The sequence below is a fragment of the Algoriphagus chordae genome (genome assembly GCF_003254055.1).
Lineage (GTDB): Bacteria > Bacteroidota > Bacteroidia > Cytophagales > Cyclobacteriaceae > Algoriphagus > Algoriphagus chordae.
Map to the genome: position 1 here is coordinate 121,836 of NZ_QKZT01000001.1, position 24,416 is coordinate 146,251.

General features: G+C 40.4%; 23 protein-coding genes and 1 riboswitch. Of the genes, 4 read left to right on the plus strand and 19 right to left on the minus strand.

Features of this window, described 5'->3' with window-relative positions; all coding sequences use genetic code 11:
• Window positions 1-13 precede the first annotated feature (13 nt).
• Genes LV85_RS00535 through LV85_RS00545 form a run of 3 tightly spaced genes read right to left on the minus strand, consistent with a single transcriptional unit; the run spans window position 14 to window position 4,295 of the window.
• The gene (locus LV85_RS00535; RefSeq protein WP_111316232.1) at window positions 14-2,476 is read right to left on the minus strand and encodes a bifunctional UDP-N-acetylmuramoyl-tripeptide:D-alanyl-D-alanine ligase/alanine racemase; all 2,463 of its coding nucleotides are present in this window, start codon (window positions 2,474-2,476) and stop codon (window positions 14-16) included.
• Window positions 2,460-3,542 (minus strand): lysylphosphatidylglycerol synthase transmembrane domain-containing protein, encoded by a 1,083-nt coding sequence (locus LV85_RS00540; RefSeq protein ID WP_111316233.1) that lies wholly within the window; start codon window positions 3,540-3,542, stop codon window positions 2,460-2,462. Before LV85_RS00540 ends, LV85_RS00535 begins: the two co-directional genes overlap by 17 nt.
• Before the next feature lie 3 nt (window positions 3,543-3,545).
• Window positions 3,546-4,295, minus strand: a complete 750-nt coding sequence (locus LV85_RS00545) for a segregation and condensation protein A (RefSeq protein WP_111316234.1) — start codon at window positions 4,293-4,295, stop codon at window positions 3,546-3,548.
• 177 nt (window positions 4,296-4,472) lie between these two features.
• On the opposite strand from LV85_RS00545, the gene dxs reads away from it, so the two are divergent.
• Together dxs and LV85_RS00555 are read left to right on the plus strand one after the other, a co-directional pair.
• The gene (gene dxs / locus LV85_RS00550; RefSeq protein ID WP_111316235.1) at window positions 4,473-6,389 is read left to right on the plus strand and encodes a 1-deoxy-D-xylulose-5-phosphate synthase; all 1,917 of its coding nucleotides are present in this window, start codon (window positions 4,473-4,475) and stop codon (window positions 6,387-6,389) included.
• Between the two features lie 4 nt (window positions 6,390-6,393).
• On the plus strand, window positions 6,394-7,164 hold the full coding sequence (locus tag LV85_RS00555; RefSeq protein ID WP_111316236.1) for an alpha/beta fold hydrolase: 771 nt from the start codon (window positions 6,394-6,396) through the stop codon (window positions 7,162-7,164).
• On the opposite strand, the gene LV85_RS00560 is transcribed toward LV85_RS00555, so the two are convergent.
• From LV85_RS00560 to LV85_RS00595, 8 genes are all read right to left on the minus strand, one after another.
• Window positions 7,154-7,369 (minus strand): hypothetical protein, encoded by a 216-nt coding sequence (locus LV85_RS00560; RefSeq protein ID WP_111316237.1) that lies wholly within the window; start codon window positions 7,367-7,369, stop codon window positions 7,154-7,156. The two genes, LV85_RS00555 and LV85_RS00560, sit on opposite strands and share 11 nt — an antisense overlap.
• Window positions 7,366-7,686 (minus strand): nucleotidyltransferase domain-containing protein, encoded by a 321-nt coding sequence (locus tag LV85_RS00565; RefSeq protein ID WP_211318352.1) that lies wholly within the window; start codon window positions 7,684-7,686, stop codon window positions 7,366-7,368. Before LV85_RS00565 ends, LV85_RS00560 begins: the two co-directional genes overlap by 4 nt.
• 99 nt (window positions 7,687-7,785) lie before the next feature.
• Complete coding sequence (locus LV85_RS00570) at window positions 7,786-8,064, minus strand: DUF2442 domain-containing protein (protein WP_111316238.1); 279 nt, start codon at window positions 8,062-8,064, stop codon at window positions 7,786-7,788.
• Window positions 8,061-8,366, minus strand: a complete 306-nt coding sequence (locus tag LV85_RS00575) for a DUF4160 domain-containing protein (protein WP_111316239.1) — start codon at window positions 8,364-8,366, stop codon at window positions 8,061-8,063. The genes LV85_RS00570 and LV85_RS00575 overlap by 4 nt, the downstream gene beginning before the upstream one ends.
• A gap of 45 nt (window positions 8,367-8,411) precedes the next feature.
• Entirely contained in the window at window positions 8,412-8,894 is a 483-nt protein-coding gene (locus LV85_RS00580) for a GAF domain-containing protein (RefSeq protein WP_111316240.1), read from the minus strand.
• On the minus strand, window positions 8,887-9,912 hold the full coding sequence (gene ribD, locus LV85_RS00585) for a bifunctional diaminohydroxyphosphoribosylaminopyrimidine deaminase/5-amino-6-(5-phosphoribosylamino)uracil reductase RibD (RefSeq protein WP_245942080.1): 1,026 nt from the start codon (window positions 9,910-9,912) through the stop codon (window positions 8,887-8,889). The genes LV85_RS00580 and ribD overlap by 8 nt, the downstream gene beginning before the upstream one ends.
• Window positions 9,912-10,709, minus strand: a complete 798-nt coding sequence (locus LV85_RS00590; protein WP_158531114.1) for a DUF4382 domain-containing protein — start codon at window positions 10,707-10,709, stop codon at window positions 9,912-9,914. Before LV85_RS00590 ends, ribD begins: the two co-directional genes overlap by 1 nt.
• 87 nt (window positions 10,710-10,796) lie before the next feature.
• Window positions 10,797-11,615: a DUF4382 domain-containing protein gene (locus LV85_RS00595; protein ID WP_111316242.1), complete on the minus strand. Its 819-nt coding sequence runs from the start codon at window positions 11,613-11,615 to the stop codon at window positions 10,797-10,799.
• 105 nt (window positions 11,616-11,720) lie between these two features.
• Here LV85_RS00595 and dgt point away from each other — a divergent pair, with 105 nt between their 5' ends.
• On the plus strand, window positions 11,721-13,067 hold the full coding sequence (gene dgt / locus LV85_RS00600) for a dGTP triphosphohydrolase (protein ID WP_111316499.1): 1,347 nt from the start codon (window positions 11,721-11,723) through the stop codon (window positions 13,065-13,067).
• Here dgt and LV85_RS00605 read toward each other — a convergent pair.
• On the minus strand, window positions 13,064-13,447 hold the full coding sequence (locus tag LV85_RS00605) for a VOC family protein (protein WP_111316243.1): 384 nt from the start codon (window positions 13,445-13,447) through the stop codon (window positions 13,064-13,066). The two genes, dgt and LV85_RS00605, sit on opposite strands and share 4 nt — an antisense overlap.
• 197 nt (window positions 13,448-13,644) lie before the next feature.
• Here LV85_RS00605 and LV85_RS00610 point away from each other — a divergent pair, with 197 nt between their 5' ends.
• Window positions 13,645-16,653, plus strand: a complete 3,009-nt coding sequence (locus LV85_RS00610; protein WP_111316244.1) for an AsmA-like C-terminal region-containing protein — start codon at window positions 13,645-13,647, stop codon at window positions 16,651-16,653.
• A 62-nt stretch (window positions 16,654-16,715) separates the two neighbouring features.
• On the opposite strand, the gene LV85_RS00615 is transcribed toward LV85_RS00610, so the two are convergent.
• From LV85_RS00615 to LV85_RS00645, 7 genes are all read right to left on the minus strand, one after another.
• A complete protein-coding gene (locus tag LV85_RS00615; RefSeq protein ID WP_111316245.1) occupies window positions 16,716-19,121 on the minus strand; it encodes an alpha/beta hydrolase family protein in 2,406 nt (801 codons plus the stop codon).
• 86 nt (window positions 19,122-19,207) lie between these two features.
• On the minus strand, window positions 19,208-19,489 hold the full coding sequence (locus LV85_RS00620; RefSeq protein ID WP_111316246.1) for a Trm112 family protein: 282 nt from the start codon (window positions 19,487-19,489) through the stop codon (window positions 19,208-19,210).
• An 87-nt stretch (window positions 19,490-19,576) separates the two neighbouring features.
• Window positions 19,577-20,227 (minus strand): thiamine phosphate synthase, encoded by a 651-nt coding sequence (locus LV85_RS00625; RefSeq protein ID WP_111316247.1) that lies wholly within the window; start codon window positions 20,225-20,227, stop codon window positions 19,577-19,579.
• Window positions 20,218-21,270 (minus strand): AIR synthase family protein, encoded by a 1,053-nt coding sequence (locus LV85_RS00630; RefSeq protein WP_211318353.1) that lies wholly within the window; start codon window positions 21,268-21,270, stop codon window positions 20,218-20,220. Before LV85_RS00630 ends, LV85_RS00625 begins: the two co-directional genes overlap by 10 nt.
• Window positions 21,270-21,992, minus strand: coding sequence for a class I SAM-dependent methyltransferase (locus LV85_RS00635; RefSeq protein WP_111316249.1), 723 nt, complete (start codon window positions 21,990-21,992; stop codon window positions 21,270-21,272). Before LV85_RS00635 ends, LV85_RS00630 begins: the two co-directional genes overlap by 1 nt.
• A 69-nt stretch (window positions 21,993-22,061) precedes the next feature.
• Window positions 22,062-22,160: riboswitch (TPP riboswitch) on the minus strand.
• A gap of 61 nt (window positions 22,161-22,221) precedes the next feature.
• Window positions 22,222-23,529: an APC family permease gene (locus LV85_RS00640; protein ID WP_111316250.1), complete on the minus strand. Its 1,308-nt coding sequence runs from the start codon at window positions 23,527-23,529 to the stop codon at window positions 22,222-22,224.
• A gap of 354 nt (window positions 23,530-23,883) precedes the next feature.
• Window positions 23,884-24,357: a GyrI-like domain-containing protein gene (locus LV85_RS00645; protein WP_211318354.1), complete on the minus strand. Its 474-nt coding sequence runs from the start codon at window positions 24,355-24,357 to the stop codon at window positions 23,884-23,886.
• Between the last annotated feature and the right edge of the window lie 59 nt (window positions 24,358-24,416).

The window sequence follows — 24,416 nt, forward strand, 5'->3', positions numbered from 1 at the left end:
GCCAAAACCAACCCTAGTCAAGGTAATATACACGCTTCACCCGAGTACTGATATTAGTCAGTAGCTCATAAGGGATAGTTCCTATCTGATCAGCAAGTTCTTTCAGCGAGATATTTTCCCCATAAATAATGGCTTCATCACCCTCCTTCACATCTATTCCACTCACATCCACCATACACATATCCATACAGACATTCCCGATGATGAATGCCTTCTGCCCATTGATCAGCACATAGCCTTTGCCATTGCTAAATCTACGGTCATAGCCATCTGCATATCCGATGGCAAGCGTGGCAATTTTGCCGCCTGAGGGCATAACTCCTCTTCGAGAATAGCCTATCGTCTCTCCCGATTCAAGCTCCTTGATCTGAGAAATAGTTGTTTTCAACGTACTAATCGCTCTCAATGCCAATTCATGCTTGCCCGTCACTTCCACCCCATATAGCCCAATTCCCAATCTCACCATGTCAAATTGAAATTCTGGAAAAGCTGCTATTCCAGCAGAATTGAGTACATGAATCAAAGGATTGTAGCGTAATACAGTCAGTACTTCGTTTTTCATTTCTTCGAAAGACTTCAATTGACTCAAAGAGAATTCACGGTGAATTTCTTCATCTGCCCCAACTAAGTGCGTATAAATCGAAGCAATTTCTACCTGAGGGTTTGATTGAATCAAGATTTTTAACTTGTCTAAATGCTTTCTCTCAAAACCCAATCGATGCATACCTGTATCTATGTCAAGATGGATTCTCATGCTTGTATGATGAACTGTACACCAGGAGGCAAGGCTTTCGAAAAACTCTGGACTGAAAACTACTGGCTCCAAATCAAACTCACTACAAAGTCCAAAGGACTCTTGCATAGCATTTAGAACCATAATTGGCAGCTTGATGCCCTGCTTTCGCAAAGCAACACCTTCATCCGAAAAAGCAACACCCAAGTAATCTGCACCCATGGTCTGGATCTGGTTGGCAATCTCCAGAGCGCCTCCACCGTAGGCAAAGGCCTTCACCATGACCATTACCTTGGTTTTAGGTGAAATGAGTGTTTTATAGAAATTATAATTGTGTGTAAGCGCATTGAGATTGATTTCCAGTGTAGTGCCATGAATTCGCTGTTGCAGTCGATTGACCACCTCCTCAAATCCAAAAACCCGTGCACCAGTTATCAAAATCATATCATTGGCAAAACTCTCCGGGTCTATGCTTTTCAACAGCTCTTCGGTAGAACCAAAGCCTTTGAATGATTCAGGGAATTCTTTTTCGAGACAGAAAATTTCTTTGCCTACGCCGTACAACTGATCAAACTGATATTTCTTGATGAGCTCGGCAACTTCCTCATAGATTTTCTCTGGCGATCCTTGCTGCAGCAAATCTGAAAGAATCAGGATTTTATGTCGCTTAGGTCTTTGCTGTCCCATAAAATCCAGCGCTACTTTCAAGCCGGCTAAATCATTATTATAGGTATCATCGATCAACAAGGAGTCATTAATTCCAGGTTTCAGCGTGAGTCGCATATCTACCGACTTGAGATGAGCAATTCCCTCTTGAATCGACTCTGCACTTTGCCCCAAAGTCATAGCTGCTACGATCACATGCGTAATATTTTCTAAGGAGGCCACATCCGTAAAAGGAACCTGAAAAGTATGGGTGCTAAGATCCGATTTCATCAAAATCAGGCGAGCTCCTTTTGGGTTGACCTTCACAGATCTAGTGAATTCATCTCCAGCTCGGTCCGACCATCCTATTAGTTTCTCAACAGGAAAAAGACTTGATATTTGCTCAGAAACTTCCTTTTGGTCGGCGCAGTATATCAAAAAATTAGAATCTGAAAAAAGCGATAACTTCTCTTTTAACTTTGATTCCAAACTTTCAAAACCCTCTTGATGAGCTGTTCCAAGGTTGGTGAATATTCCGAGATTCGGCTTGAGTATTTCTTCCAAAGCGGACATTTCACCTGCCTTAGATATTCCTGCTTCCAAAATCGCTACTTGATGGTAGGACTCGATTCCGAAGATGGAGAGAGGGACACCAACCTGAGAATTATAACTTTTTGGGCTTTTGGCCACAGCATATTTCTGCCCCAAAATCTGCCCTAACCATTCTTTTACAATTGTTTTACCATTACTTCCCGCTATGCTAACAAGAGGATTTTTGAAAAGAGATCGTTGAAATTTAGCTAACAATTGCAAAGCTCTCCGAGTATCTGAAACCTTTATTAAACAAAGATCTGGCAAAGCTAGCTCATCAAAATCATGATGAACCAGGAAGGACTTTACTCCTAGGTCAGCTAGTTGTGTGATAAAATCGGCCCCATCTGCCTTGGCTCCTCTGAGTGCTACAAAAAGGGTTTTTTCAGGATGAAGAATTTGTCTGGAGTCAATGGCAATTTGTGAAACCAGCAAGTCATCCTTTTCATTCAGAATGCTTCCATCAGTAATTTCCGCGATTTGTCCTTGACTAATTTCCTGAAACATCTTTCTCAGGATTTGTGGTCTTTTTCTTGAAAAACACTTGTTTGACCCATCTAGGAAGGAAAATCGCCCCTAATATCAAATATGGATAGTAGGATAGAAGTCTCCACAAAATACTTGTGATGAAGGTATAGCTTGTCAAGAATTCAGTAAAGAATTGGCCAAAGAAGAACTCCGCAGTTCCACTACTTCCTGGAGTAGGTGAGATCATCATCACAATCCACATAATCACTTGTCGCGCAAAAACGATTACATGCTCATGGGCTGCCAAAGGCACAAATGCAGAAATAAGTGCATTGAGCATCAAATACCTTGAGCTCCATATAAAAATCGTCGCTACAATAATAGGTAGCCAATAATTCCACTTTTTCCCAGAAAGCTCCTTGGAGGCTTCTATAATCTGGTTACCATATTCCTGCGCATCATGCTTCCATTTACGAAGCCATTTGATTGAAAATATTTTAATCAGCACCCACTTGAATACCCTTGGTCTGAAAAATAACGCTGCCGCCATGACCAAACTATAAGCTGCATATAAGGTATAACTGATCCAGAAGATAGCTTCCATGCTATTTTGCATCTGAGACTCCAGTACTTTGCTTTCAGGGAAAATATTGCCCTTGGCAAAGAAGAGTATTATAGGTGCGCCTATGACAAAGAAGAGATTGTCCAGAATAGCCGTCACCATCACATAAGCGATGGCTCTGCCCAGTTTAATTCCTTCTTTATTCAAAATAAAAATTGCCACAGCTGTACCACCCACTACGGAAGGGGTGACCGCCGAGGCAAATTCCCAAAGGATAATTACATATAATGATCGCTGCCAGGTAAGGCTTCGATCTGTGATCTCTCGAATTCGATAAACGTATCCTAAATCTCGAAACAAAATCACCACAATCGCCAAAATAATCCAAGGGACAGATGCATCAAAAATGCCACTTAACGAGTCCTTATTTACCGAAGGATCAAAGTAAAACATGCCAAAAACAATGGCCAAACCAATGATCACTGGCACCCAAATCTTATTCGGATTGAGAGTTTGAAAAATCTTTTTGTTATCCAATTTCATACGCTAGGCTGCAGCTATTGGCTCAGTCTTTTCCACCCAAAAGTTGTTAAAACCATCTCCTATAATTATGGTAACCATTGAGAGCTGAAGTAATTCTAAGATTGCAAGAAAGGTATAAATCACAAAAATTTTATCTGGTTTGTAGCTGATAAATTCAGCGAATGGCACTTTTTTCTTAAAACTTATTTTCTCCAAGACGAATTCCTTTTGCTGAGAAATAGTATAAGGGTATTGAATTACGGTGTGCTTTGTTTCATCTACTCGAGCGGCCATTTTGGCCATGCTACGTTGGAACACCTTTAATAATTTGTACAAATCCATATCCTGCATTTCTGCATCCACGTCATCCACCTTACTCAAAGCTTGCAATTCAGCTGCGATATTTCCTCGCTTTTGCTTAGTCATTTCTTCCCCTTCCATAGCGGAAAGCTCTTCAATAACTGATTTGTACTTCTTATATTCCAGTAGATTCCGGATCAATTCCTCCCTTGGATCTATTTCTTCTCCCTCATCATTTAGCTCTGGCCTAGGCAAAAGCATTCGTGATTTGATTTTCATCAAAGTTGCCGCAAAAAGGATAAAATCACTTGCTACCTCCATTTCCATCTGCTCCATCTGATGTACATAATCGAGGAAGTCATTGGTAATCTTGGAGATAGGAATATCATAAATATCCAGTTCATCACGCTCGATGAAGAAGAGCATTAGGTCAAAAGGACCTTCGAAGAGTGGTAATTTGATTTCGAAACTCAAAGGATATTTAAATTATTGGTTAATTTTGCCACCTTGTAGCCAAAGATATTCAATTAAGCTAAATTAATTGAAAACGGCAGGAGAAAGAGGCAATCGCCTTTAATCCAAATTTAATTGATTGGAAAAACAAAGAAGCACATTTATTGTTATTCTACTTTGACCACATTACCGCTTAAAATGCTGATTGAACCAGGAGAGTTATTAGCTCAAATAAATAGTCCCGCAGACCTTAAGAAATTTCCTAAGGAAAAATTGGTGCAAATCTGTGATGAACTTCGACAGTTCATTATAGATAATGTATCCGTATATGGGGGTCATTTTAGTGCTAGTCTTGGCGTAGTAGAGCTTACCGTTGCCCTTCATTATGTATTGAATACACCCGAAGACCAATTAGTCTGGGATGTAGGACATCAGGCTTATGGTCATAAAATCCTTACCGAAAGAAGAGCGCGTTTTCATACCAATCGACTATACGGCGGGCTTTCAGGTTTCCCAAAAAGAAAAGAAAGCAAGTACGATACCTTTGGTGTAGGACATTCAAGCACCTCTATTTCCGCTGCATTGGGTATGGCAGTAGCTTCCCAATACAAGGGACTTTCTCAAAAACAGCATGTGGCTGTGATCGGAGATGGATCTATGACAGGCGGCATGGCTTTCGAAGCTATGAACCATGCGGGTGTCAGTGATACAAACTTGATCATCATCCTCAATGATAATTGCATGGCCATCGATCCAAATGTCGGTGCGCTAAAAGATTACCTCACAGATATCACTACATCCAAGACCTACAACAAGGCTAAAGATGAGGTTTGGAAGATTTTGGGCAAACTGAGTAAGTTTGGAACAAGCGCTCAGGATGTCATATCTAAGGTAGAAGGCGGAATTAAATCCGCTCTACTCAATCAAAGCAATCTTTTCGAATCATTAAATCTTCGCTACTTCGGTCCAGTGGACGGGCATGATGTCAATCATCTGGCAGAAGTACTAAAAGATCTCAAAGATATTCCCGGTCCAAAAATCCTTCATTGTGTCACGATGAAAGGAAAGGGATACGCTCCAGCAGAAAAAGGAAATCAGACCACTTGGCATGCGCCAGGGGCATTTGACAAGGTCACTGGAGAAATATATAAGACCACTCCTAGTGCTCCACAAGCACCAAAGTATCAAGATGTTTTTGGAAATACCTTGGTGGAATTGGCTGAACTAGATGATAGAATCATGGGAGTGACGCCGGCGATGCCCTCTGGTTCATCTATGAATATCATGATGAAAGCAATGCCAAAGCGGGCTTTTGACGTGGGAATCGCAGAACAGCATGCCGTGACATTCTCTGCAGGATTGGCTACACAGGGACTCGTTCCTTTCTGCAACATCTATTCTACGTTCATGCAGCGGGCTTATGATCAAGTATTGCATGATGTCTGTATTCAAAACCTTCCTGTTGTTTTTTGCTTGGATAGGGCAGGATTTGCAGGAGCTGATGGTCCTACTCACCACGGAGCTTATGATATCGCTTTTTTCAGATGCATACCGAATTTGGTGGTATCGGCACCAATGAATGAGGAAGAACTTCGAAACTTGATGTATTCGGCCTCGATTCACAACGGACCATATTCTATTCGATACCCACGAGGTAAAGGTGTAATGCCCGAGTGGAAAACTCCATTTGAAGAAATTCCTGTTGGACAAGGTAGAATCATAAAAGAAGGAGAAGAGATCGCCATTCTCACGATTGGGCATATTGGTAATTATGCTGTAGAAGCTTGCAATAAACTTGAAAAAGAGGGTTTAAATCCTGCTCAGTACGATATGCGATTTGTGAAGCCTTTGGACGAGGAACTTCTTCATGAGATTTTTGGCAAATTCAAAAAGGTAATCACCGTAGAAGATGGCTGCCTGATGGGAGGATTTGGATCGGCAGTGATTGAGTGGATGATGGATAACGGCTATCAGGCACAAGTGAAGCGTCTGGGAATTCCTGATGCTATCATCGAGCATGGAGAACAACTAGATCTACATCGCGAGTGCGGATTTGATCCAGAAGGGATAGCTGAAGCCGTCAGAAATATGGCAGAGGTATCCAAAACAGTTTAAGTAAATGTCTGCTATTCATTTTTTTGAAAAAGGCCAAGGTCAGCCTGTGATTCTAATTCACGGATTCTGCGAAATCTCTGAAATGTGGCAAGATTTTGCAGAGGCACTTTCATCAGAATATAGAGTTATATGCCCCGATCTTCCCGGTTGTGGAAAATCCCCTTTGACACTATCTCAGAATAGTCTGGAAGAAGTAGCGGTACAGCTGGAAGATTGGATAGAAGAACAAAATATCCAAGACCCCATAGTTATTGGGCATTCTTTAGGAGGCTATGTGACCTTAGCTTTGCTAGCATTAATGGGCTCAAAGCTTAAAGCTGTTGGGCTTTTTCACTCAACTGCCTTTGCAGATGATACCGATAAAAAAGGAATGCGAGATCGAACAGTTGTATTTCTGAAAAAACACGGAGTAGATACCTTCGTTACCTCATTTGTTCCTCCACTTATTCCTGAGCACAAAAGAGATGATTTTCAAGCTGAAATTGCAGCAGCAATAGTGCAAGCCAAGCAATCCACCTTAGATGGACTAATTGCCTATACCAAAGCCATGCGAGATAGAGAAGATCGTTTTGAGGTATTTCAGAATTTCTCTGGACCAAAACTGATGATCGCAGGTACACTAGATAGCGCTGTCAAAATCGATGCAAGTCGTAAACACAAAGTAGCTGTCACAGACTATCACGAATTGGAAGGCGTTGGTCACCTAGGAATGATCGAGCAAAAAGAAACCTGTATGGAGATTCTGAGAGGGTTTTGTGGGAAGGCTATTGGATAAGCTTCTCTACTTCAGCAATTAAAGTTTTTACCTTTTCTAAATAGGCTAAGACTGTTTCTCTATCAAAGTCAAATAAATCATCATAGTCACCCTTTTGCCACCAAGTAAATAATTTGTTATTATCAGCCAAAAGCTGAGCATCATCAAAGGTTTCATGGGCTCGAGCTAATCGATAATTAACAAGATCTTTTTTGGAATTGCTCATCTAAGACGTATAGCATTTTTGGAAATACGTTCAAAAAGTAATGTATTTCTCCTAGTATTATTCCAGTTACTTTTTGAGTAGATAATAGGCGAGATAATAGCTCCAGTGCGAAGTTCTAACTCATAAAAATCATCCATAATTGCAATTTCCTTTGATAATGGAACCTTATCCAAGTCTAATAGTACAAGAATATCATAATCTGATAATCCCTTTGAAGTACCATTTGCTTGAGAGCCAAAAAGATATAATTCAGACTTAGGATATTTCCTAGAAGCCATATCCACAATATCCTTTACTATTTCCTCTTTATCAGACATATACAAAAATAGGATAAAAATTAAACTCGACGGAATGAATGAGCGAAAAGAGGAGAGTTTAGAGATTGTGAGAGGGATTTGTGAGAAGGCTGAGAATTCTTAAAGTTTAGCAGCTCTTAAGCTTGAAATTGGGAAAATCAGATCAAAATCATTCCAATTAATATTTCCTTCAATAATTTGAAAACTTCTGAAAAGGCCTAGATCTAAGTACTTCTTAATTTCAGGATGGCTAGATTTATTAAGAAAAGGAAGAAAATCTACAATGTTCTTAAGCCCATCAGAAAAACTGATTTCTAATTTATAGTCAGCCAAATATTTTGCGGATTCTACTCTCAAAATATCCTGCTGCTTTTCGCTATAATCAACTATTAGCTTCATTTGATCTTTCTTTGTATTTTTTCAAACTTAACAGACTTATGATACACAAAATAGTCTACCCACTTTGCTACAATTTTGTTTGAATATAGTGATAGAAAATTTTGAAAATCCTTTAAACTCTTTCCTATTAACGGGGTAGCTCCAGTTACATTTTTAATCCTAATTTCCTCTATTACTCCATCTATTATAATAAATTCCGCTTTACTCTCAAATTCACCTTTTCTTGCATGAACATGTATTGGTTCATGTTCATTCGAGTAGAAAAATAGTATTATCCCCATATACTCGAAAATCTTAGGCATATTCGATAGGTTTTATCCTTAAGATACTATTAATCTAATTTGAAATTACAACTGCTTACCCAGCAGCCCCATCAACTTCTCTAAATTCTCCTGATCTACTGAGTCAAAATCATCCAATTGATCTGAATCCACATCGAGAACCATGGCAACTAGTCCACCTTTGAAAACTGGAACTACGATCTCGGACCTGGAAGCAGAACTGCAAGCGATATGTCCTGGGAAAGCATCAACATCTGGAACAAGCATCGTTTTGCCTTCTTGCCATGCTGTACCACATACCCCTTTACCCATAGAAATCCTCGTACAGGCTATTGGACCTTGAAATGGACCCAATACTAACTGATTCTCTTTGGTCAGGTAAAAACCAACCCAGAAGAAGTCAAACGCTTCTTTCAGAGCCGCTGAGATATTGGCAAGATTCGCATAGAGATCAGGCTCGCCAGTGATCAAGGCTTCGATCTGTGGTAAAATCGCTTCATATTTCTCGGCTTTAGTTGCCGATTCTGGAATGTATAGACTATCAGACATGATGATATATTCTTAAGGTATCTTCCAAGATTTCTATGGTCTCGGATACTGGGGTAGGGGGAATAGGAGCTGCTATCCCAGATCCAAATTCATTACTGCTTGTAAACACCCGTGCCTCGTCCCAAAGTTCGGATGCTAAAAATTTATTCAATAAATAACTGCCTCCTTCTATAATTACACTTTGAATTTGGCGCTTGTGTAGTTCTTCCAACATATCCTTAACCAGAAATCCTGAGTTCAGTTTGACAAACTCTAAGGTTCCTCTCAACTCTGATTTCTGCGTGTTAAAGCAAATAGTCGGTACAGCCTCATCAAATAGTTTGAGTGAATTTGGGAGCTCTAACTTGTTATCCACTACAATTCTCAGCGGGTTTTTACCAACCCAATCTCTTACATTCAACGCTGGATCATCATATTTGGCAGTATTTTTTCCCACCATAATAGCATCTTCTTCAGCTCTCCACTTATGGACAAGTTGGCGGCTGGAAGCATTAGTGATCCATTTGGAAGAGAAATCTTCCCTAGCCACAAAACCATCAGCCGTTTGTGCCCATTTCAAAATAACGTAAGGGCGTTTCTCTTCGATCTGAGTGAAAAAGCGTTTGTTTTGGATACGAGCCTGTTTCTCCAAAACGCCAGTTTCAACCTCAATACCAGCCTCTTTTAAAATCTGAATGCCTTTTCCACCTACCAGAGGATTGGAATCGAAAGTAGCAATCACCACTTTCTTTACCTTTTTCTCCACCAGGAGATTCGCGCAAGGAGGTGTTTTGCCAAAGTGAGCGCAGGGCTCCAGCGTCACATAAACTGTCGATTCTGCAAGCAAGTCAGGATTTAAGACTGAATTAATAGCATTCACCTCAGCGTGCGCTTTACCGTATTCCTGATGATAACCTTCTCCGATAACCTTATCCTCATACACGATCACACACCCCACCATAGGATTTGGGCTTACTTTTCCTCGGCCAAACTCCGCGAGCTCAAGTGCCCTCTGCATGTATAAAAGATCCTTAGCCATTAAGGTTTCAGCTGAAAAGTAACATCCTCCAAGACGCTATCTGTACTAATAGTCATGTCTAACGTGAAAGAAATGTCCTCGTATTGCTCATCTTTAGGATCGAAATAAATCCTGTAAGAGCCTGGCGGAACTCGAAAATAATAATTGCCAGATTCATCAGTATGTGTAGTGAGAGTATCTTGATCCGTACTTAGATAAATGGCAGGATATAGACTAATCGGTTCCAACACACCACTTATATCAACTGTCCCAGCTCCTTTTATTAGGGTAAAAAAGGGGTTAAGTTCGTACGAAAGTGGGGATTCTGAAGTCTGAATTATAGATTTTTCTAAGTCAATATCTAATAATATATCATATGAAAATCCATTTTCAATTTCCAAAGGACTTTCTAAAACCATTTCAAAACTAGCATCATCCTCCAAGGGCAAAGGATATTCTTTTTCATCCAAATACATGGAATGATTATCGCCCAAAAGAATGGTAGTCTTGATGACCTGGCCTACTGGAAGTTCATTTCTACCCAAAAGCAGCGCATTTCCTGCAACCAAGTCACTCACTTTAATCCGCTTATCCCCATTTTTGTATTCGAAGAAAAAAGTCTGACTTTGAGTGTCTCTACCCTCAGCCAATACCTCTACGTTTACCCCATTGATTTCGACAAATACCGAATCCCAATGCGCTGGACTATCCACTAAGATCAAGTTGAGAAGTCCTCTAGGACTGGAATCTGTATCTTCACAGGAAGCGAAGCATAGCAGACAGACAATAGGAAGTAGAAATAAATGCAGTTTTTTCACAGAACAAATTTAGCCAAATCTTTTCAAAACGATGATTCTAGATAGGCTAGAACCAAAAAAGACCAGCAGCAACTGGTCTTTAACTTATTAATTCTGAAGTAATATTTGAGAATCCACCTTTGTGACTTTTCCATTTTCTACAGCAATTCCTTCTAGTACTAGAATACTAAAAAGATCATTAGGGGTAAATGTCAGTGTATAAATACCATCATCAAGTCCAGTGATAGTATAATTTCCGTTTGCATCAGCGAAAGTATTCATAGTATCCTCACCATCGAAAACAGTCACTTGAATAGGTCCCGCTTCAGAAGGAAGAACTTGCCCCATAATCCCAGTAGAAACCTCATCCAAATAAGCCCTCAATACTGGTTTAAGAATAATTTGTCCAGAATTCCCAGCCTCTACAATAGACTTCGCAGCATCAAAATCGATGATCAAATCATAAGACATTCCAGCTTGGATATCTTCATCTACCTTTATTTTCAAGCCACTCTGCTGAGCACTTGGTGTTTTCATATCATGACGTACCCCATTTTTAATTACATAATTGTCTTCGCCAAGAATCAATCTGATCTGATCGATTTCACCATTAGGGAAGTCTTCAGAACCTATCAAGGCTCTATTTCCACCAGTCAAAGCCAAAAGATTAATAGGTTGGCTTTCATTATATACAATCTCTACCCAAGAAGATTCATCATCATTCAAATCATCATCTACCCCATCCTCATCTACTTTGACCCGCAGCGCCAGTACTTCAATCCAAACTTCATCATAGGAAGCCGGCGCATCCACTAGATAAAAATTAACACGTGAGGCGCCTGAGCTTGGGGTATCACCGTCGGAGCTACAGGCCATTGCCAAAACGGCTAGGCCTGCTACCATGAGATAAGAAAATATATTTTTCATGCTAATAGAGTTTGGTTTAGTAATAGGTATAAGCCAATGACTATGCCAAGTCAAAAATGACAAATAGTAACCTAATGTCTGAAGAGCTTCTTATTTTTGGGGATGATGAAATGGGAACGCCTTTTATCCCGAGGCAGATTTGGGGACAAGCCGGGATTTATACCAACGCAAGTGGTTCGAAGTGAGTTTGAAGTAGATTATGATCGGATCATTTTTTCATCACCTTTTCGAAACCTTCAGGATAAAACACAGGTATTTCCTTTGCCTGAACAGGCATTTGTGCATACTCGGCTGACCCACAGCTTAGAAGTATCCAGTGTGGGTAGATCGCTAGGCAAAGCAGCTGGGGAAATGCTTTTGGAAAAGTACCCTCAATTGAGTAAAACTGCCATTACACCATTTGAAATCGGTGCAATTGTGGCTGCTGCAGCTTTGACACATGATATTGGAAATCCTCCCTTTGGACATGCTGGAGAAGAAGCAATTTCAGATTTTTTCAAATTTCACCCTTCGGGAAAATGCTGGGAATCTCATGTTCGTACAGAGCAATTGGCTGATTTGCACAATTTCGAAGGCAATGCTCAAGGATTCAGAATGCTAGTTTCTAAGCAATTTGGACTGAAACTTACCTATGCGACTTTAGCAGCCTTTTCTAAATACCCTCGACCAAGCATGATTGCACAGCGGGACATTGCCCGTAGAAGTCAAAAGAAATATGGCTTTTTTATAAACCAACTGGCTGATTTTGAGCAAATGGGAGCTGTACTTGGAATGGAGAAATCCAGTCCAGAATGTTGGTATCGACATCCTCTGGCATTCCTAGTGGAAGCCGCAGATGATATTTGCTACAGTATCATCGATCTGGAAGATGGATGCACACTGGGTTTGGTGAGTTTTGAAGAAACAGTGAAGCTTCTTGCACCGATTCTGAAAGATAAGTTTGATCCGAAAAAACTTAAAGAACCCCGAACAGTAGCTCAGAATTTGGGTGCCTTACGTGCTTTAGCCATTGGTGAGTTGATCAGTGAATGTGTAGAAGTATTCGCCAAGTATGAGGAAAGTATGTGCAAAGGGAATTTTGATAAAGCATTGACCGACATCATTCCTTCTGCTAAAGCACTGCAGAAAATCACCGATGTTTCCGTTCAAAAAATCTATCGTTCACAGGTCGTTTTAGAAAAGGAAGCTGCCGGATTTCAAGTACTAGAGGGATTATTGGAGGTCTTCTCAAAAGCTCTTTATCACCAGTTTTACGATACTGAAAACTTCTCTGGTCAGGACAAAAGTATCTTGAGGCTATTACCTGAAGACTTTCCTATGAAAGGTTGGGGCGCGGAAGTCAACCCGTACCCATTGCTACGATCACTGATCGATTTTATCTCTGGAATGACAGATAAATATGCGCTGAATCTCTACAGAAGAGTGAAGGGAATTTCATTCCCGGGATCTTAAATTGCAGATGTAATCCACCAGGTATTCCCGAATGGGTCCTTTATCCCGCCACTTCGGCCATAGGTCTGATTTGAAACTTCAAGAACCATCTCGGACCCCAGGTCCAAGGCAAGTTCAAAAGCTGCATCAGCATCTTTGACGTACACAAAAAGTCCTGCGTTTTGAGGTTCATAATCAGCAGTAGTCTCAGCTACCATCACCGTGCTATCGCCGATTTTGATTTCCGCATGCATGATTCTGTTTTCGTCACGCATTTCTTTCAAGGCTACTTTTGCATCGAAAACTTCCTCAGCAAATTTGATAAAAGCGGCTGCATCCTTAAGAATCAAATAGGGCATTACTGCCTGATAATTTTCTGGAACTTGAAGGTCCTTATTCATAGCTTTTCATTGAATGGGTTTATCTAAGTATTAAAATAAATCAAACAGTATTCCAATCCTAGGTGCATCTAGAAAACAAGACGGCTTAAATCTTGTTATTAATTAGACTCAAAAGGCTACCTCCTACGTATCTAAAAGCCTGTTCAGAATGAATCTGATTCTGGCAAAATCATCCATTTGTTTAATCAAACCCATATATGAAGAAGACACTGATCATTATTCTAGGTGTATTTATATTTCTGATAGTTGCAGCAGTAGCTGTCCCTTTCCTATTTAAAGACAAAATCGTTGCTCGAATCGACCGAGAAATTGCCCAATCAGTGAATGCAAAGGTGATTTACGACATTGACAATGTTAGCTTAAGTCTCTTCCGAAGATTCCCGAATGTCTCTGCCAGAATTAAGGATTTTGATATGGTAGGAAATGCTCCATTTGAGAATGACACCCTAGTTACACTACAAGAGCTCGCCATTGATTTTAATCTTAAATCAGTGCTTTTCGATGACTATCCTACACTTACTGGAGTGCATTTGAACGGTGGGAATCTTTACATCAAAGTCCTGGAGGATGGTACAGCCAATTATGACATTACTTTCCCTACAGAGGAAGTTGCGGCAGAATCTACCGAAAATAATTTCAAGATAGGAGTGGACGAGATGCAAATCAGCAATTTGAATGTAGTCTACGACGACAGACAACTCAATTATTTCATGGCTTTGGGCGCGATCAATGCCAAAGGAGCTGGGGAATTTACAGCTGATGTCTATGATCTCCCGATTGAGATAGAAGCGCTAATTGCAGATATTAGTTATGAGGACGTCAGCTACATCTCCAATAAAACTTTCAAAGGTGAAACCCTGCTGAACATTGATTTGGATAAAATGAAATTCACGCTGGGAGAAAGCAATTTCCAGTTGAATGATTTCCTCTTTGGACTAAGCGGATATCTCGCCATGCCTGGTGATGATATAGAAATGGATATCGTAATTGAAGGTGTTGACAATGAATTCAAAAGTCTATTATCCTTGGTTCCAGGTATTTACTCTGATAGTTTTTCCAACTTGAAAACATCTGGGACGATGGATTTCTCTGGGAAAATCAAAGGAGTTTACAATGAAGAGAAAATTCCAGCTTTTGATATTTCACTAAAAGTGGCAGATGGAATGTTCCAATATCCTGATTTGCCAAGGCCTGTGAAAAACGTAAACCTTGATCTTCAGGTTAAAAATGAGACGGACAATATTGACAATACTTCTGTCTCCATTCCAGCTTTCAATCTGGACTTTGGTAGCAACCCGATTTCTGGGAAACTGTATTTATCAGATTTGGTAAGCTATACCATTGATGCGGCTTTGAAAGGCAAACTAAACCTGGAAGAATTGACATCTATTTTCCCGATTGAGGGTATTGCTTTGAAAGGAAATCTGGATGTAGATGCCACCGCAAAAGGTAAATATGATTCTGTAGCAGGTATAATTCCTGCAATCAATGCCAAGCTACTTTTGGCAAATGGCTATGTGAAAAGTACTGATTATCCCGCGCCGATCGAGAAACTTAACCTCAATGCCTCTATCCAAAACCCGAGCGGAAGTATGACGGATTTCCTTGTTGACCTGAATCGTTTTGGTTTTGAACTTGAAGGTGAAGCAATCAATGGAAACATGAAAATCCGTGATTTCGACAAGTTGATATGGGATGGTGAGATCAAAGGTGGAGTAGATCTGAAGAAGATTCTGGCGATTTTCCCAATGGACGACATGAGCATGGAAGGTCGTATTCAAGCTGATATCAATACTAAGGGTTCTTACGCTGCCCTAGAAGCCAAGAAGTATAATCAGCTGGAAACTCGTGGGACCATGGATGTCAGCAATTTCAACTACAGTTCTACAGATGTGCCTCAGGGAATTCAGATCAATAAAGCCATCGCCGAATTTACCCCAGATCGTATTAATCTGACGGAATTCGATTCCAAAATTGGTGAAAGTCCACTTCAAGCTACGGGCTCACTTTCCAATTACATGGATTATTTCTTGGGTGAAAATGGTACGCTGAAAGGCCAACTGGCTATGAAAAGTAATCGATTCAATGTCAATGAGTGGATGAGTGAAGAGGCATCTGCTGACACTACAAGTAGCGAGCTTTCTGTCATTGAGCTTCCAAAGAATATAGATTTCAACATGACTGTGGTGGCAAATGAAGTGCTATATGATAATTTGAATCTCAAGGATGTAAAAGGTAATATGACTTTGAATGATGGGGTTCTGAGCTTTACGGATGCTTCCATGAAAACCATGGGTGGCACTATCGGCTTGTCAGGAAATTACGACCCAAGAGACCTCACCGCGCCAGCATTTAAATTCAATTTGAATATCGCTGAGCTCAGCATCGCAGAAGCCTTCAAATCTTTCAATACTGTAAAGGCTTTTGCACCGATTGCTCAAAACCTGACTGGCAAATTCAACTCCAATCTTAATTTCTCAGGAAAATTGGGTCAGAATATGATGCCGTTATTATCCAGTTTGGATGGAGAAGGTGTGCTAAAAGTGCTGGAAACTGCCCTGAAAGACAGCAAAATATTGGAAGGAATCACCAGTCTGACTAAGCTTAAGGACGTCAATACGCTTCAGATGAAAAACATTTCCATTCCCATTACTATCAATGATGGAATTATGGACGTGAAGCCATTTGATGTGAAACTATGGGATTATCAAGCCAAGGTACAGGGAACAGCCGGTTTTGACGGCTCTATAAATTACCTAGTAAATATGCTGATTCCCGCGGGCAAGTTTGGCTCTCAGGCAAATTCTCTATTGGCTAGCATCACTGGAACGGCGATGGATGAAAACTCCACCATTCCATTGGCATTGAATCTCTCGGGAACCTATAACTCGCCAAAAATATCCTTGGCTGGCGGAAATAGTATAGAGTCTTTACTTACCAATGCGCTAAAAGCAAGAGTAAGCGGCGAGGCTACTGGTCTACAGACTCAAGCCACAGAACAATTCAATGCATCACAGGATAGCATGAAGCAGGTGCTTAAAGCTAAGTCCGTTGTAGCTCAGGATAGTGCCAAAAAGGAACTTGAAAAACAGGTGGATGTAGCCAAAGATAAAGCTGTAGACGAAGCGAAGAAGTTATTGAAAGGCTTTTTCCCAACAAGTACTCCAGTTACAAACCCAGATACTACAACCGTGAAAAAGGATTAAGTTTAGCCTTATAGATCTTTTGAATAATTACTTTGACTTGCTCAACCTAAAACACGATCTGCCTATTTATAGAATTCCCTGCTAAACCCAATATTATCAACGATAACCACTCCTGAGGCACTTTGATCGAAGACAAAGGCTATGGTTTCTAATTGATCCAGGAGAAAGTCTGGGTTGAGTTTGGCTAGTTCGCCCAAATTGTAGGAGAAGGTCTGGAAGACATGTTCAGATTCTGATTCACCCTTTAAAAAATCAGATTTCCAGATAGTCACGTCGATTTCGCGCTGCAAAGCGGAGAATTCGCTCAATAGAAATTCGATGGATTGGCCAGCTGAATCGGTCAAATGTATACTGAAGTCCAAGGGTTTCTCTGCGATCTTTTCTTCAGGTTCTGTTTCTTCTTTATCAGGTTCATCAGTTGAAGTGTTCTGCTCAGCTTCTTGGCTGTTGGCATTGTTATCTTCCTTTTTGTTGTTAATCCATTTTCCAGAAGATTTGGGCTTAGTGTCTTCCCTTGATTCTGCCATAGAGAATTGTAACAGGCTGGTGGAATCAAGGGAAAATACAGTCGGATCAAATTTCAAACTGTAACTGGCAATCAAAGAATCAGATACATAAGCTTTCGCTTTTTCATCTTTCAAACTATCCTCAAGCTCATAATCCCATCCTAAAAATGCAGCACGAGAGCCTTTTTTACCCCATTTCAACTGAATTTCAGACTCCTTCCATACTGTTAAATTTTTGGACTGTATTCGGCCAGAATCTATAGATACCGTACTTACATTGAAATCCTCATCAAAGTTTGCGAGAGCCTTAAGATTGGAATCCTCAAATTGGTTTAGGTAAATAGTTTCAGGCAACCAGTTCTTCCCTTTTCTAGCATCTAAAAAAAGTGGTAAATATTCCTTTTTGTCCAATAAAGTAGCTTCAAGGAAAGCTGAAATGTAAACCTTGGCAATTTCTTGTTGACTTGATTCATCTAGCTGCTGCTTAAGATTTAAAAGGCCCACGAATGGATTTCCGCTATCATTATTCCCCCAGGAAGTATTGAATTGCCCATGGTTGGCTCCATAGACATAAAGTCCTGATTTGAAATGATAACTAGTATCCTGAAAACTAATTCGCTCAAATTGCATAGAGCCCGCAAAAGAAGTCACATCCGCATCCTGAGCTCCATGGATCGCAAAATAGTTGATGTCCTTGAGTGCAGTTTTGGTATTTCCTGCTTGATATTGCCCATCCACAGGAGCTATTGCGACGATCGACTCGATGTTGAAATGATAGCCTAACTCGACACTGGCATCATCAGGATAATAATCCATCTCATTGAGCATGGCAGCATGAGCTACGGCTTCTCCGCCACGTGAATGACCAATCAATGCAATCTTTGTCGTATCTATTCTATCATAAAAAGGATGGTCAATCTTCGCATTCCAATTATGCCAAAGCTTGAGATGTTCCAAAAGCAACCAGCCTCTAGCATCGTTTTCTTTTGCTAAGCCCTTGAATATATCTGTCCAAGAATAATTTATAAAGTTCTCATCAACAGATACCAAAATCATCCCTTTGGACGCGAGCAATTCACCTAGGTAATCGTAACCAGTATCAGAATAATCCTGCATACTATGGTTGCCATGAACGACGAGCACTAGAGGAAATGGTCCAAGTCCTTCTGGATACCATACGCGCCCATTAATGGGTAAGGACTTATCATCAAAGCCCCAATATTTTTCTCTCCACCAACCTGAAAAACCTTTCCAATTATCTAGAAAGGCTACTCCATTAACAGAATCTGTTAGAAAGTTGTACGTCACCTGCTTTTCAAACTCTGCCCTGTGCTTATCCTTTCCACTCCCATAAGTAAGAGTTTTAACAGCATAGCTACCAGGTTTTGCGGGCGAGTTGCCTGCAATTGGACTTATATTTTTGCTGGATAATAAGGCTGCATTTGCAATCGGATCTACATCCAATCCGCTCAGCGAATAATAGTATATCGAAGCTCCCAAGCCCAGAAGTCCTAGCAATAGACCAAGTGCAGCGACAATTTTTTTGGGAATTGACAGTCGGAAGAAACTAGATCTGAAAAAAACGAAATATACAGCGCCAAGTATTGAAAATAGTATCGCTAATCCTGCCGCCAGCTCCAATTGAAAGAACAGTATCATTGCCAGAAGTGGCAGACACATAAACAAGGCAAATTTATAGGGTCTTGGTATCTGATAGAGGAGTTTGATTATCCATACGCCTAGAACTGCGGCTAATGCCAAGGCAATAATGTTCAAAATCCCAAAAATTAAATAATAAGGATCGCCTATTTCAAAAGCGTATAAAAACGAATATAAAAGGGCCAAAAATATGGTCAGATAAATCAAACCCCGAGCGGCTCCTTTCATGGCATTTTCGCCTGGAGCAATCAACAAAACTTTTGACTTAATCCATAAAATTGTATTCTTAACCCTCTTTTTCATATTCAAAATGCAATTCCATTAATTTAGACACAAGCTAAATTAATAGAATTTAATAATCGAACCGTTTGTACAGCTTTTCAGACTGCTTAGACAATAGATGAGTTATCTAATAGCTTAAAGTCCTTGATTTCCTTGCCTTCCAAGTGATTTTGCCATCTATCAAGTACTGGTTGTTCTAGATGAGCTTCTCTATACTCATCCGGATTCATGATAGGAATACCTTTTATGATTGGATAAAGCCGAGTACATGTGGCGCAAGTCAGCCAGCCTTCAAGGATATTCTCTTTCTCATCTTTCAGGATAATTTTCAACTCTAGATCATCCTTATCAAAAGGACAACACAGTTTTTCTATAGTTTCTAATTTCATGTGTTTATGATTTTTTGTTAGCTACCACATGGAATCGTGCATGGGAAATAATCATCCCATCTTTTGACAGTTGGGTCATGCTCGATTTCATTTTTTTAGGTCGGTTAGTAATTGTTGATACTTCGTTATGGCTTTAGCAGGATCAGCAGCACTCATCACGCCAGATACGACAGCGATGCCGTCAAAATCTAGAGATTGCAGCTGAGCGATACTTTCCGTAGAGATCCCGCCGGCCAGGAATATTGGGATTGAGGTACTCATTCTTGTTTGTCTGACTATTTCAAAGTCTACCAAATCACAACTAGTGGCAGTGGATGATGGGAACATGGAACAGAATGAGAGATAGTCAACATCTGCTAGAATAGAATTTTGAATCAGCCCATATTCATTGTTTGTGGTGACTCCAATGAGTTTTCCCTGCTTCTTTAGCTTGGGAAAAGATGTAACATAATCTGAAGGTAATTCATCAAAATGCACTCCATCCAGACCAAACAGTTCGGCCCATTCAGGATGGTTATTCATTATAATAGGAATTTCTGAGCGGCTACAGATCAGTTTAATTTTACAGATCAGAGATGCCACTTGATCGTGGCAGGGAAAATTGTCCCAAATCTGAAGTGCACATGGCTTTGCTGAAATAGCCTTTTCCAAGGATTCTAAAAGCTGACTTTCTTCCATGGAAGGATCGATAACCAAGTATATTCCAGAGTTAATTTTCGCTTTTTCCTTCATTTCCATCCAGCTTTTAATGAATTAAAATAAGCCGCCCAATAGGGATCAGTTTCTTGATACACTAGGGGAGAGCTAGTCCCAGACTTTTGGATTTGAATCCCAGAAATACTTTCAGTTACTCTACCCACTTCAGTGCAGAGAATATCTTCCTCATCTAGTCTCTTGATCACCTCTGCAGATTTTCTCTGATCACAAGCAATGATCATAGAACCTGCGCCAACGCAGTAGCGAGGATCAAGACCAAACAAAGCTGAAATGGCAGTAGCTGTATTTCCAATAGGAATCAAATCATCATGGATCATTCCTCCTTTGTCGGATGCAACAAGCATTTCATAAATAGCTCCTAACACGCCACCTTCAGTGACGTCATGCATAGCATGGATTTCCGTGAATTTTTCATCCACACCAGCTGCTAATAATGCATCACTAAGTGAGGAAGTTTGGTAAAATTGCTCGCAAGCTGATAGGTAAATGTCCTTCCCAAGCTTTTGCTTGACCGTTTCAGGAAAACTCATTCCCAAAATCGCAGTTGCGGTCAAAGCGCAAGTCTTTGTCACCAAAATCACATCTCCTTCCTTCGCTCCGGTAGAACAAATCATCTCGGATTCCTTTGCAATGGTGATCAAGGTTCCGCCACCAGCGAAAGTCGAATTTTGTCCCTTTACAAATCCCGTATGGCCTCCTGTAATAGCAATACCGATTTCTTTACAATATCGATCAATATGTGCCCAATAAGTACTGAAATCGGCATTAGAGAGCGTCTCCGGCAGATTCAACACAAACTGGGCATATTGCGGAGCAAAGCCGGTCGTTGCCATATCGTTTGCCATCAGGTGCACACTCAGCCAGGCAGATTCCTGCAAACCCAAGGAAGGTATCAATGAAAGTGGATCGCTCGTAGCCGCCATCGCCAAACCTCCAGGAAGTGAAGTTATTGAAACGTCCACTCCAAATGCTGGCCCTTGCTTCACCTCTTTTCGAGAAGCACCCAGTTTTCCAGATAGCAGTTTTTGGTATCCTTCATGATTGATTTTGCCGATATCAGCCATCAGTCCACGTCATTCAATTTGACATATAATCCGAAAAAGTCTCCATAAGGAACACTCCATTGCTGTACAGGAAACCACTTTGGAAGACCTGTACACGACCACTCAATCGTGTAATCTCTTCCTTCTAGCGCTTCTTCTATGATCTTGATGAGCATCGCTGGAGTATAAAAAGTAGCAGTGACATAGAAGGGATTTTTACCAAAAACCTGCTGAACTCTTCGTCGAAGTACCTTCGGAGAATTGCGATTCATCATTCCCATCGCAATGCCGTATTTGGCCACTCGAGCAGATTCCCGAATCACTTTCACAGGATCTTTGTAATATTCAAATGTAGTGATGAAGGCCAAGGAATCGAACGTATGATCCTTAAATGGCATGTGGTGCGAATCCGCCATGACCAAGTCACCATCAAACAGATGGACTGCTTGGGAAAGCATCAGTGGTGAAATATCACCTCCAGTTGCTTTGATGCCAATTTCCTTCCACCAACGCGTAAATCGAGTCGTGCCACAGCCAAATTCCAAAAGTGATTTTACTCTTTTGTCTTTGGACACCAACTGCTCCATGACTTTCTTTTGCCATACTTCGGCGCGCTTGTATCTTCCTTCATACCAAAGTTCATAGGTGTCGGTGTGGGCACGGTTGAAAAACCATTCAGGACGATTTTGCCAGTTCTTCTGTGCCTCAGGTAATAATTCGAAATGCTTTTTCTCGAGTTCCATAGGGATTTTTAGGTTGCAAAAATGTTAACTGCATTTCCTGCGGTCAGACAACCAAGAGAAAACAAAGGCGTTTTCTAGCTCAAGCATCCCTACGTTGGCATGATCCAAATCAGGTAATTCGGGTATTTTCTCAGCCTCACCAATAGTAAGGCACCCCGTGCAATTGTTTCAAATATAGACTAAAAACTGTGGACAAAAAATCTATTCCTCAGTGAATAGGAAAAGATAATTAACTGTCTTTTTTCGAATTATATTTCTCCGTTTTCTTGTAAATCCACTCTATCAAAAAGCAAGAGCTTATTATCCCAAGTGCTATCAACACGCCCAGCATATTGGTGGCAAACTGTTGGATTATCAACACCACCGTAGCTACTCCACACAGAATTGCACCAATTAGAGTAATTGATTTTTTGCTTTTTACATCTGCTGAGCGCTTGAATCCTACCAGATTTACCATAGCAAAAATCAATAGAAAACCGATGCTCCCAGCAATGGAAATGCTTTCTAAATCTAGGGTGTTCGTGATAAGAAGAGTCAAAACAGCGGTGATCATCAAACCAATCGGTTGATTCCAAAACTGACTGGTGAGCTCATGTGGAAGTTCATCGTCTTCAGCGATTTCAAAGCTGACACGACTTCCTCCATATAGAGATGCATTGATTGCTGAAAAAGTAGAAATCAAGGCCGCAATAGTAATGATTGTAAAACCTATTTGCCCAAGCATAGGCTTAGCAGCTTCTGCCAAGACATAATCCTCGGCTTTGGCTATTTCCCCAAAAGGCAGTGAACCGACCGTGACAATAGCGATAATGATGTAAAGTAGAATCACGAAAATCACCGAATAGTAGTATGCTTTAGGAATATTTTTCTCTGGATCTTTAATATCAGGTGCAGCATTGGCTATCAATTCAAAGCCTTCATAAGCTACAAAAATCACCATTCCTCCAGTCAGCAATTGTACGGGACTTTCCCAATTGGAAAAGGAAAACTGAGCCAGGTTCTCATTCCCAATCAAACCATAAGCTCCAACTCCAACAAAACCCAACAGTATAATTAGCTTAATGATGACTGCATAGGATTCTATTGCCCCAACCACCTTTATGCTATAATAATTTATTGCCGTAGCGAAGATCACGACGGAGCTAGCGTAAATGTGAAAATCTAGCTGCTTGCTACCAGTCAGTTCGTATAAGTTTGGTGCATAAGAGCCAAAAGCAGAAGCGTAAAGTGACAGCATGATGATGTAACTTATCCACAGCAGGTTATTGATTCCTCCACTGAAAATCGTCTTTCCAAAGCCCTCGTTTATGAATTTGACTGTTCCACCACGATCTGGAAAAGCCAAAGAGAGTTTCACGTAGCTGTAAGAGGTAACTAAGGCCAAAATACCAGCAATCAAGAAAGCAACTGGTGTTCCGCCTTTGGCCAAGGAAACGGCAAGGCCAAGCACTGCAAAAATTCCTCCTCCCACCATACCGCCAATTCCGATAGAAATGGCTTCTTTTAAACTGACTTGATCAGACTGCTCTGTTGGCATAGTTTATAAAAATTGTTTGAAAACTTTCAAGTTAAAATAATCTTCATTCACACACATAAACTACTGTTCTTTTTGCTATCAAATAGTAATAAAAAAAACAGGAGATTTAGGCTCCTGTTTATTCTACTAAGGTTAACTGTTTTTCTTACTTTCTCTTTTAGCGGCCTTTTCAGCTCGCTTTTCTTTTAGTGTTTTGGTAGCCGCCGATTTATCATTCTTAGGTTTACCTTCTGGTTGTTTAGCCATAGTTCATAGGAGAAATGGTGTAACTGAATATCGTTAAGGTAGGGTGAATTCCGCAACTCCCAATCTCGCTAGCAATTTATTTTTCTAGAGATTATATGACTACAACTTTCAATTCACTGCAATAAAAATATCAACTTCAGAATTATCCCCCTGCTGGGATTTGGGGCCATAAACTTCAAAATCTGCTGTATATTTTCTACCCAAATCTGCGTCTTTAGCCCAGATTTCCTGCCAAGTTGTGACGATTGCTTCAGGCATATTTCCCTTAGCTACAAACTTGGTATACTTCCCTCCAGAGAATTCTCTAGCAACTAATCCTTCAGACACTTTTTCTAAACTATCTACCTGATAACCAATCAGACAAGTATACTCCCCTCTGTAGTCTGACTCATAATCTGTATAGATTGAGTAAATATCATCACTTACTTTTCCAGCTATTTTTTCCCCAATCTGCTCTGTAAAAAACCTTGCCCATAGTGCTCCCAATTCTTCTGCAGCATTTCCAGAAGTATTTGAAGATCTAACTGCAATTCCAATAAAATTAAATGGGGCTATACTGTGGTGCATTTTGTGTTTCGTCATGAATAAAAATTTTGTTCTTTAAAAGCTCACAAGTTAACTAAAATAGCCCCTACATCTAA

Coding starts and splice junctions, on each gene's coding strand:
- LV85_RS00645 (WP_211318354.1), bottom strand. CDS start 24,357: ATGACGAAACACAAAATGCACCACAGTATAGCCCCATTTAATTTTATT.
- ribD (WP_245942080.1), bottom strand. CDS start 9,912: ATGGCTAAGGATCTTTTATACATGCAGAGGGCACTTGAGCTCGCGGAG.
- dxs (WP_111316235.1), top strand. CDS start 4,473: ATGCTGATTGAACCAGGAGAGTTATTAGCTCAAATAAATAGTCCCGCA.
- LV85_RS00570 (WP_111316238.1), bottom strand. CDS start 8,064: ATGAAGCTAATAGTTGATTATAGCGAAAAGCAGCAGGATATTTTGAGA.
- LV85_RS00605 (WP_111316243.1), bottom strand. CDS start 13,447: ATGAATAAGGACCTTCAAGTTCCAGAAAATTATCAGGCAGTAATGCCC.
- LV85_RS00630 (WP_211318353.1), bottom strand. CDS start 21,270: ATGGCTGATATCGGCAAAATCAATCATGAAGGATACCAAAAACTGCTA.
- LV85_RS00595 (WP_111316242.1), bottom strand. CDS start 11,615: ATGAAAAATATATTTTCTTATCTCATGGTAGCAGGCCTAGCCGTTTTG.
- dgt (WP_111316499.1), top strand. CDS start 11,721: ATGAAATGGGAACGCCTTTTATCCCGAGGCAGATTTGGGGACAAGCCG.
- LV85_RS00565 (WP_211318352.1), bottom strand. CDS start 7,686: ATGTCTGATAAAGAGGAAATAGTAAAGGATATTGTGGATATGGCTTCT.
- LV85_RS00535 (WP_111316232.1), bottom strand. CDS start 2,476: ATGTTTCAGGAAATTAGTCAAGGACAAATCGCGGAAATTACTGATGGA.
- LV85_RS00580 (WP_111316240.1), bottom strand. CDS start 8,894: ATGTCTGATAGTCTATACATTCCAGAATCGGCAACTAAAGCCGAGAAA.
- LV85_RS00640 (WP_111316250.1), bottom strand. CDS start 23,529: ATGCCAACAGAGCAGTCTGATCAAGTCAGTTTAAAAGAAGCCATTTCT.
- LV85_RS00540 (WP_111316233.1), bottom strand. CDS start 3,542: ATGAAATTGGATAACAAAAAGATTTTTCAAACTCTCAATCCGAATAAG.
- LV85_RS00615 (WP_111316245.1), bottom strand. CDS start 19,121: ATGAAAAAGAGGGTTAAGAATACAATTTTATGGATTAAGTCAAAAGTT.
- LV85_RS00560 (WP_111316237.1), bottom strand. CDS start 7,369: ATGAGCAATTCCAAAAAAGATCTTGTTAATTATCGATTAGCTCGAGCC.
- LV85_RS00625 (WP_111316247.1), bottom strand. CDS start 20,227: ATGGAAATGAAGGAAAAAGCGAAAATTAACTCTGGAATATACTTGGTT.
- LV85_RS00635 (WP_111316249.1), bottom strand. CDS start 21,992: ATGGAACTCGAGAAAAAGCATTTCGAATTATTACCTGAGGCACAGAAG.
- LV85_RS00575 (WP_111316239.1), bottom strand. CDS start 8,366: ATGCCTAAGATTTTCGAGTATATGGGGATAATACTATTTTTCTACTCG.
- LV85_RS00610 (WP_111316244.1), top strand. CDS start 13,645: ATGAAGAAGACACTGATCATTATTCTAGGTGTATTTATATTTCTGATA.
- LV85_RS00555 (WP_111316236.1), top strand. CDS start 6,394: ATGTCTGCTATTCATTTTTTTGAAAAAGGCCAAGGTCAGCCTGTGATT.
- LV85_RS00620 (WP_111316246.1), bottom strand. CDS start 19,489: ATGAAATTAGAAACTATAGAAAAACTGTGTTGTCCTTTTGATAAGGAT.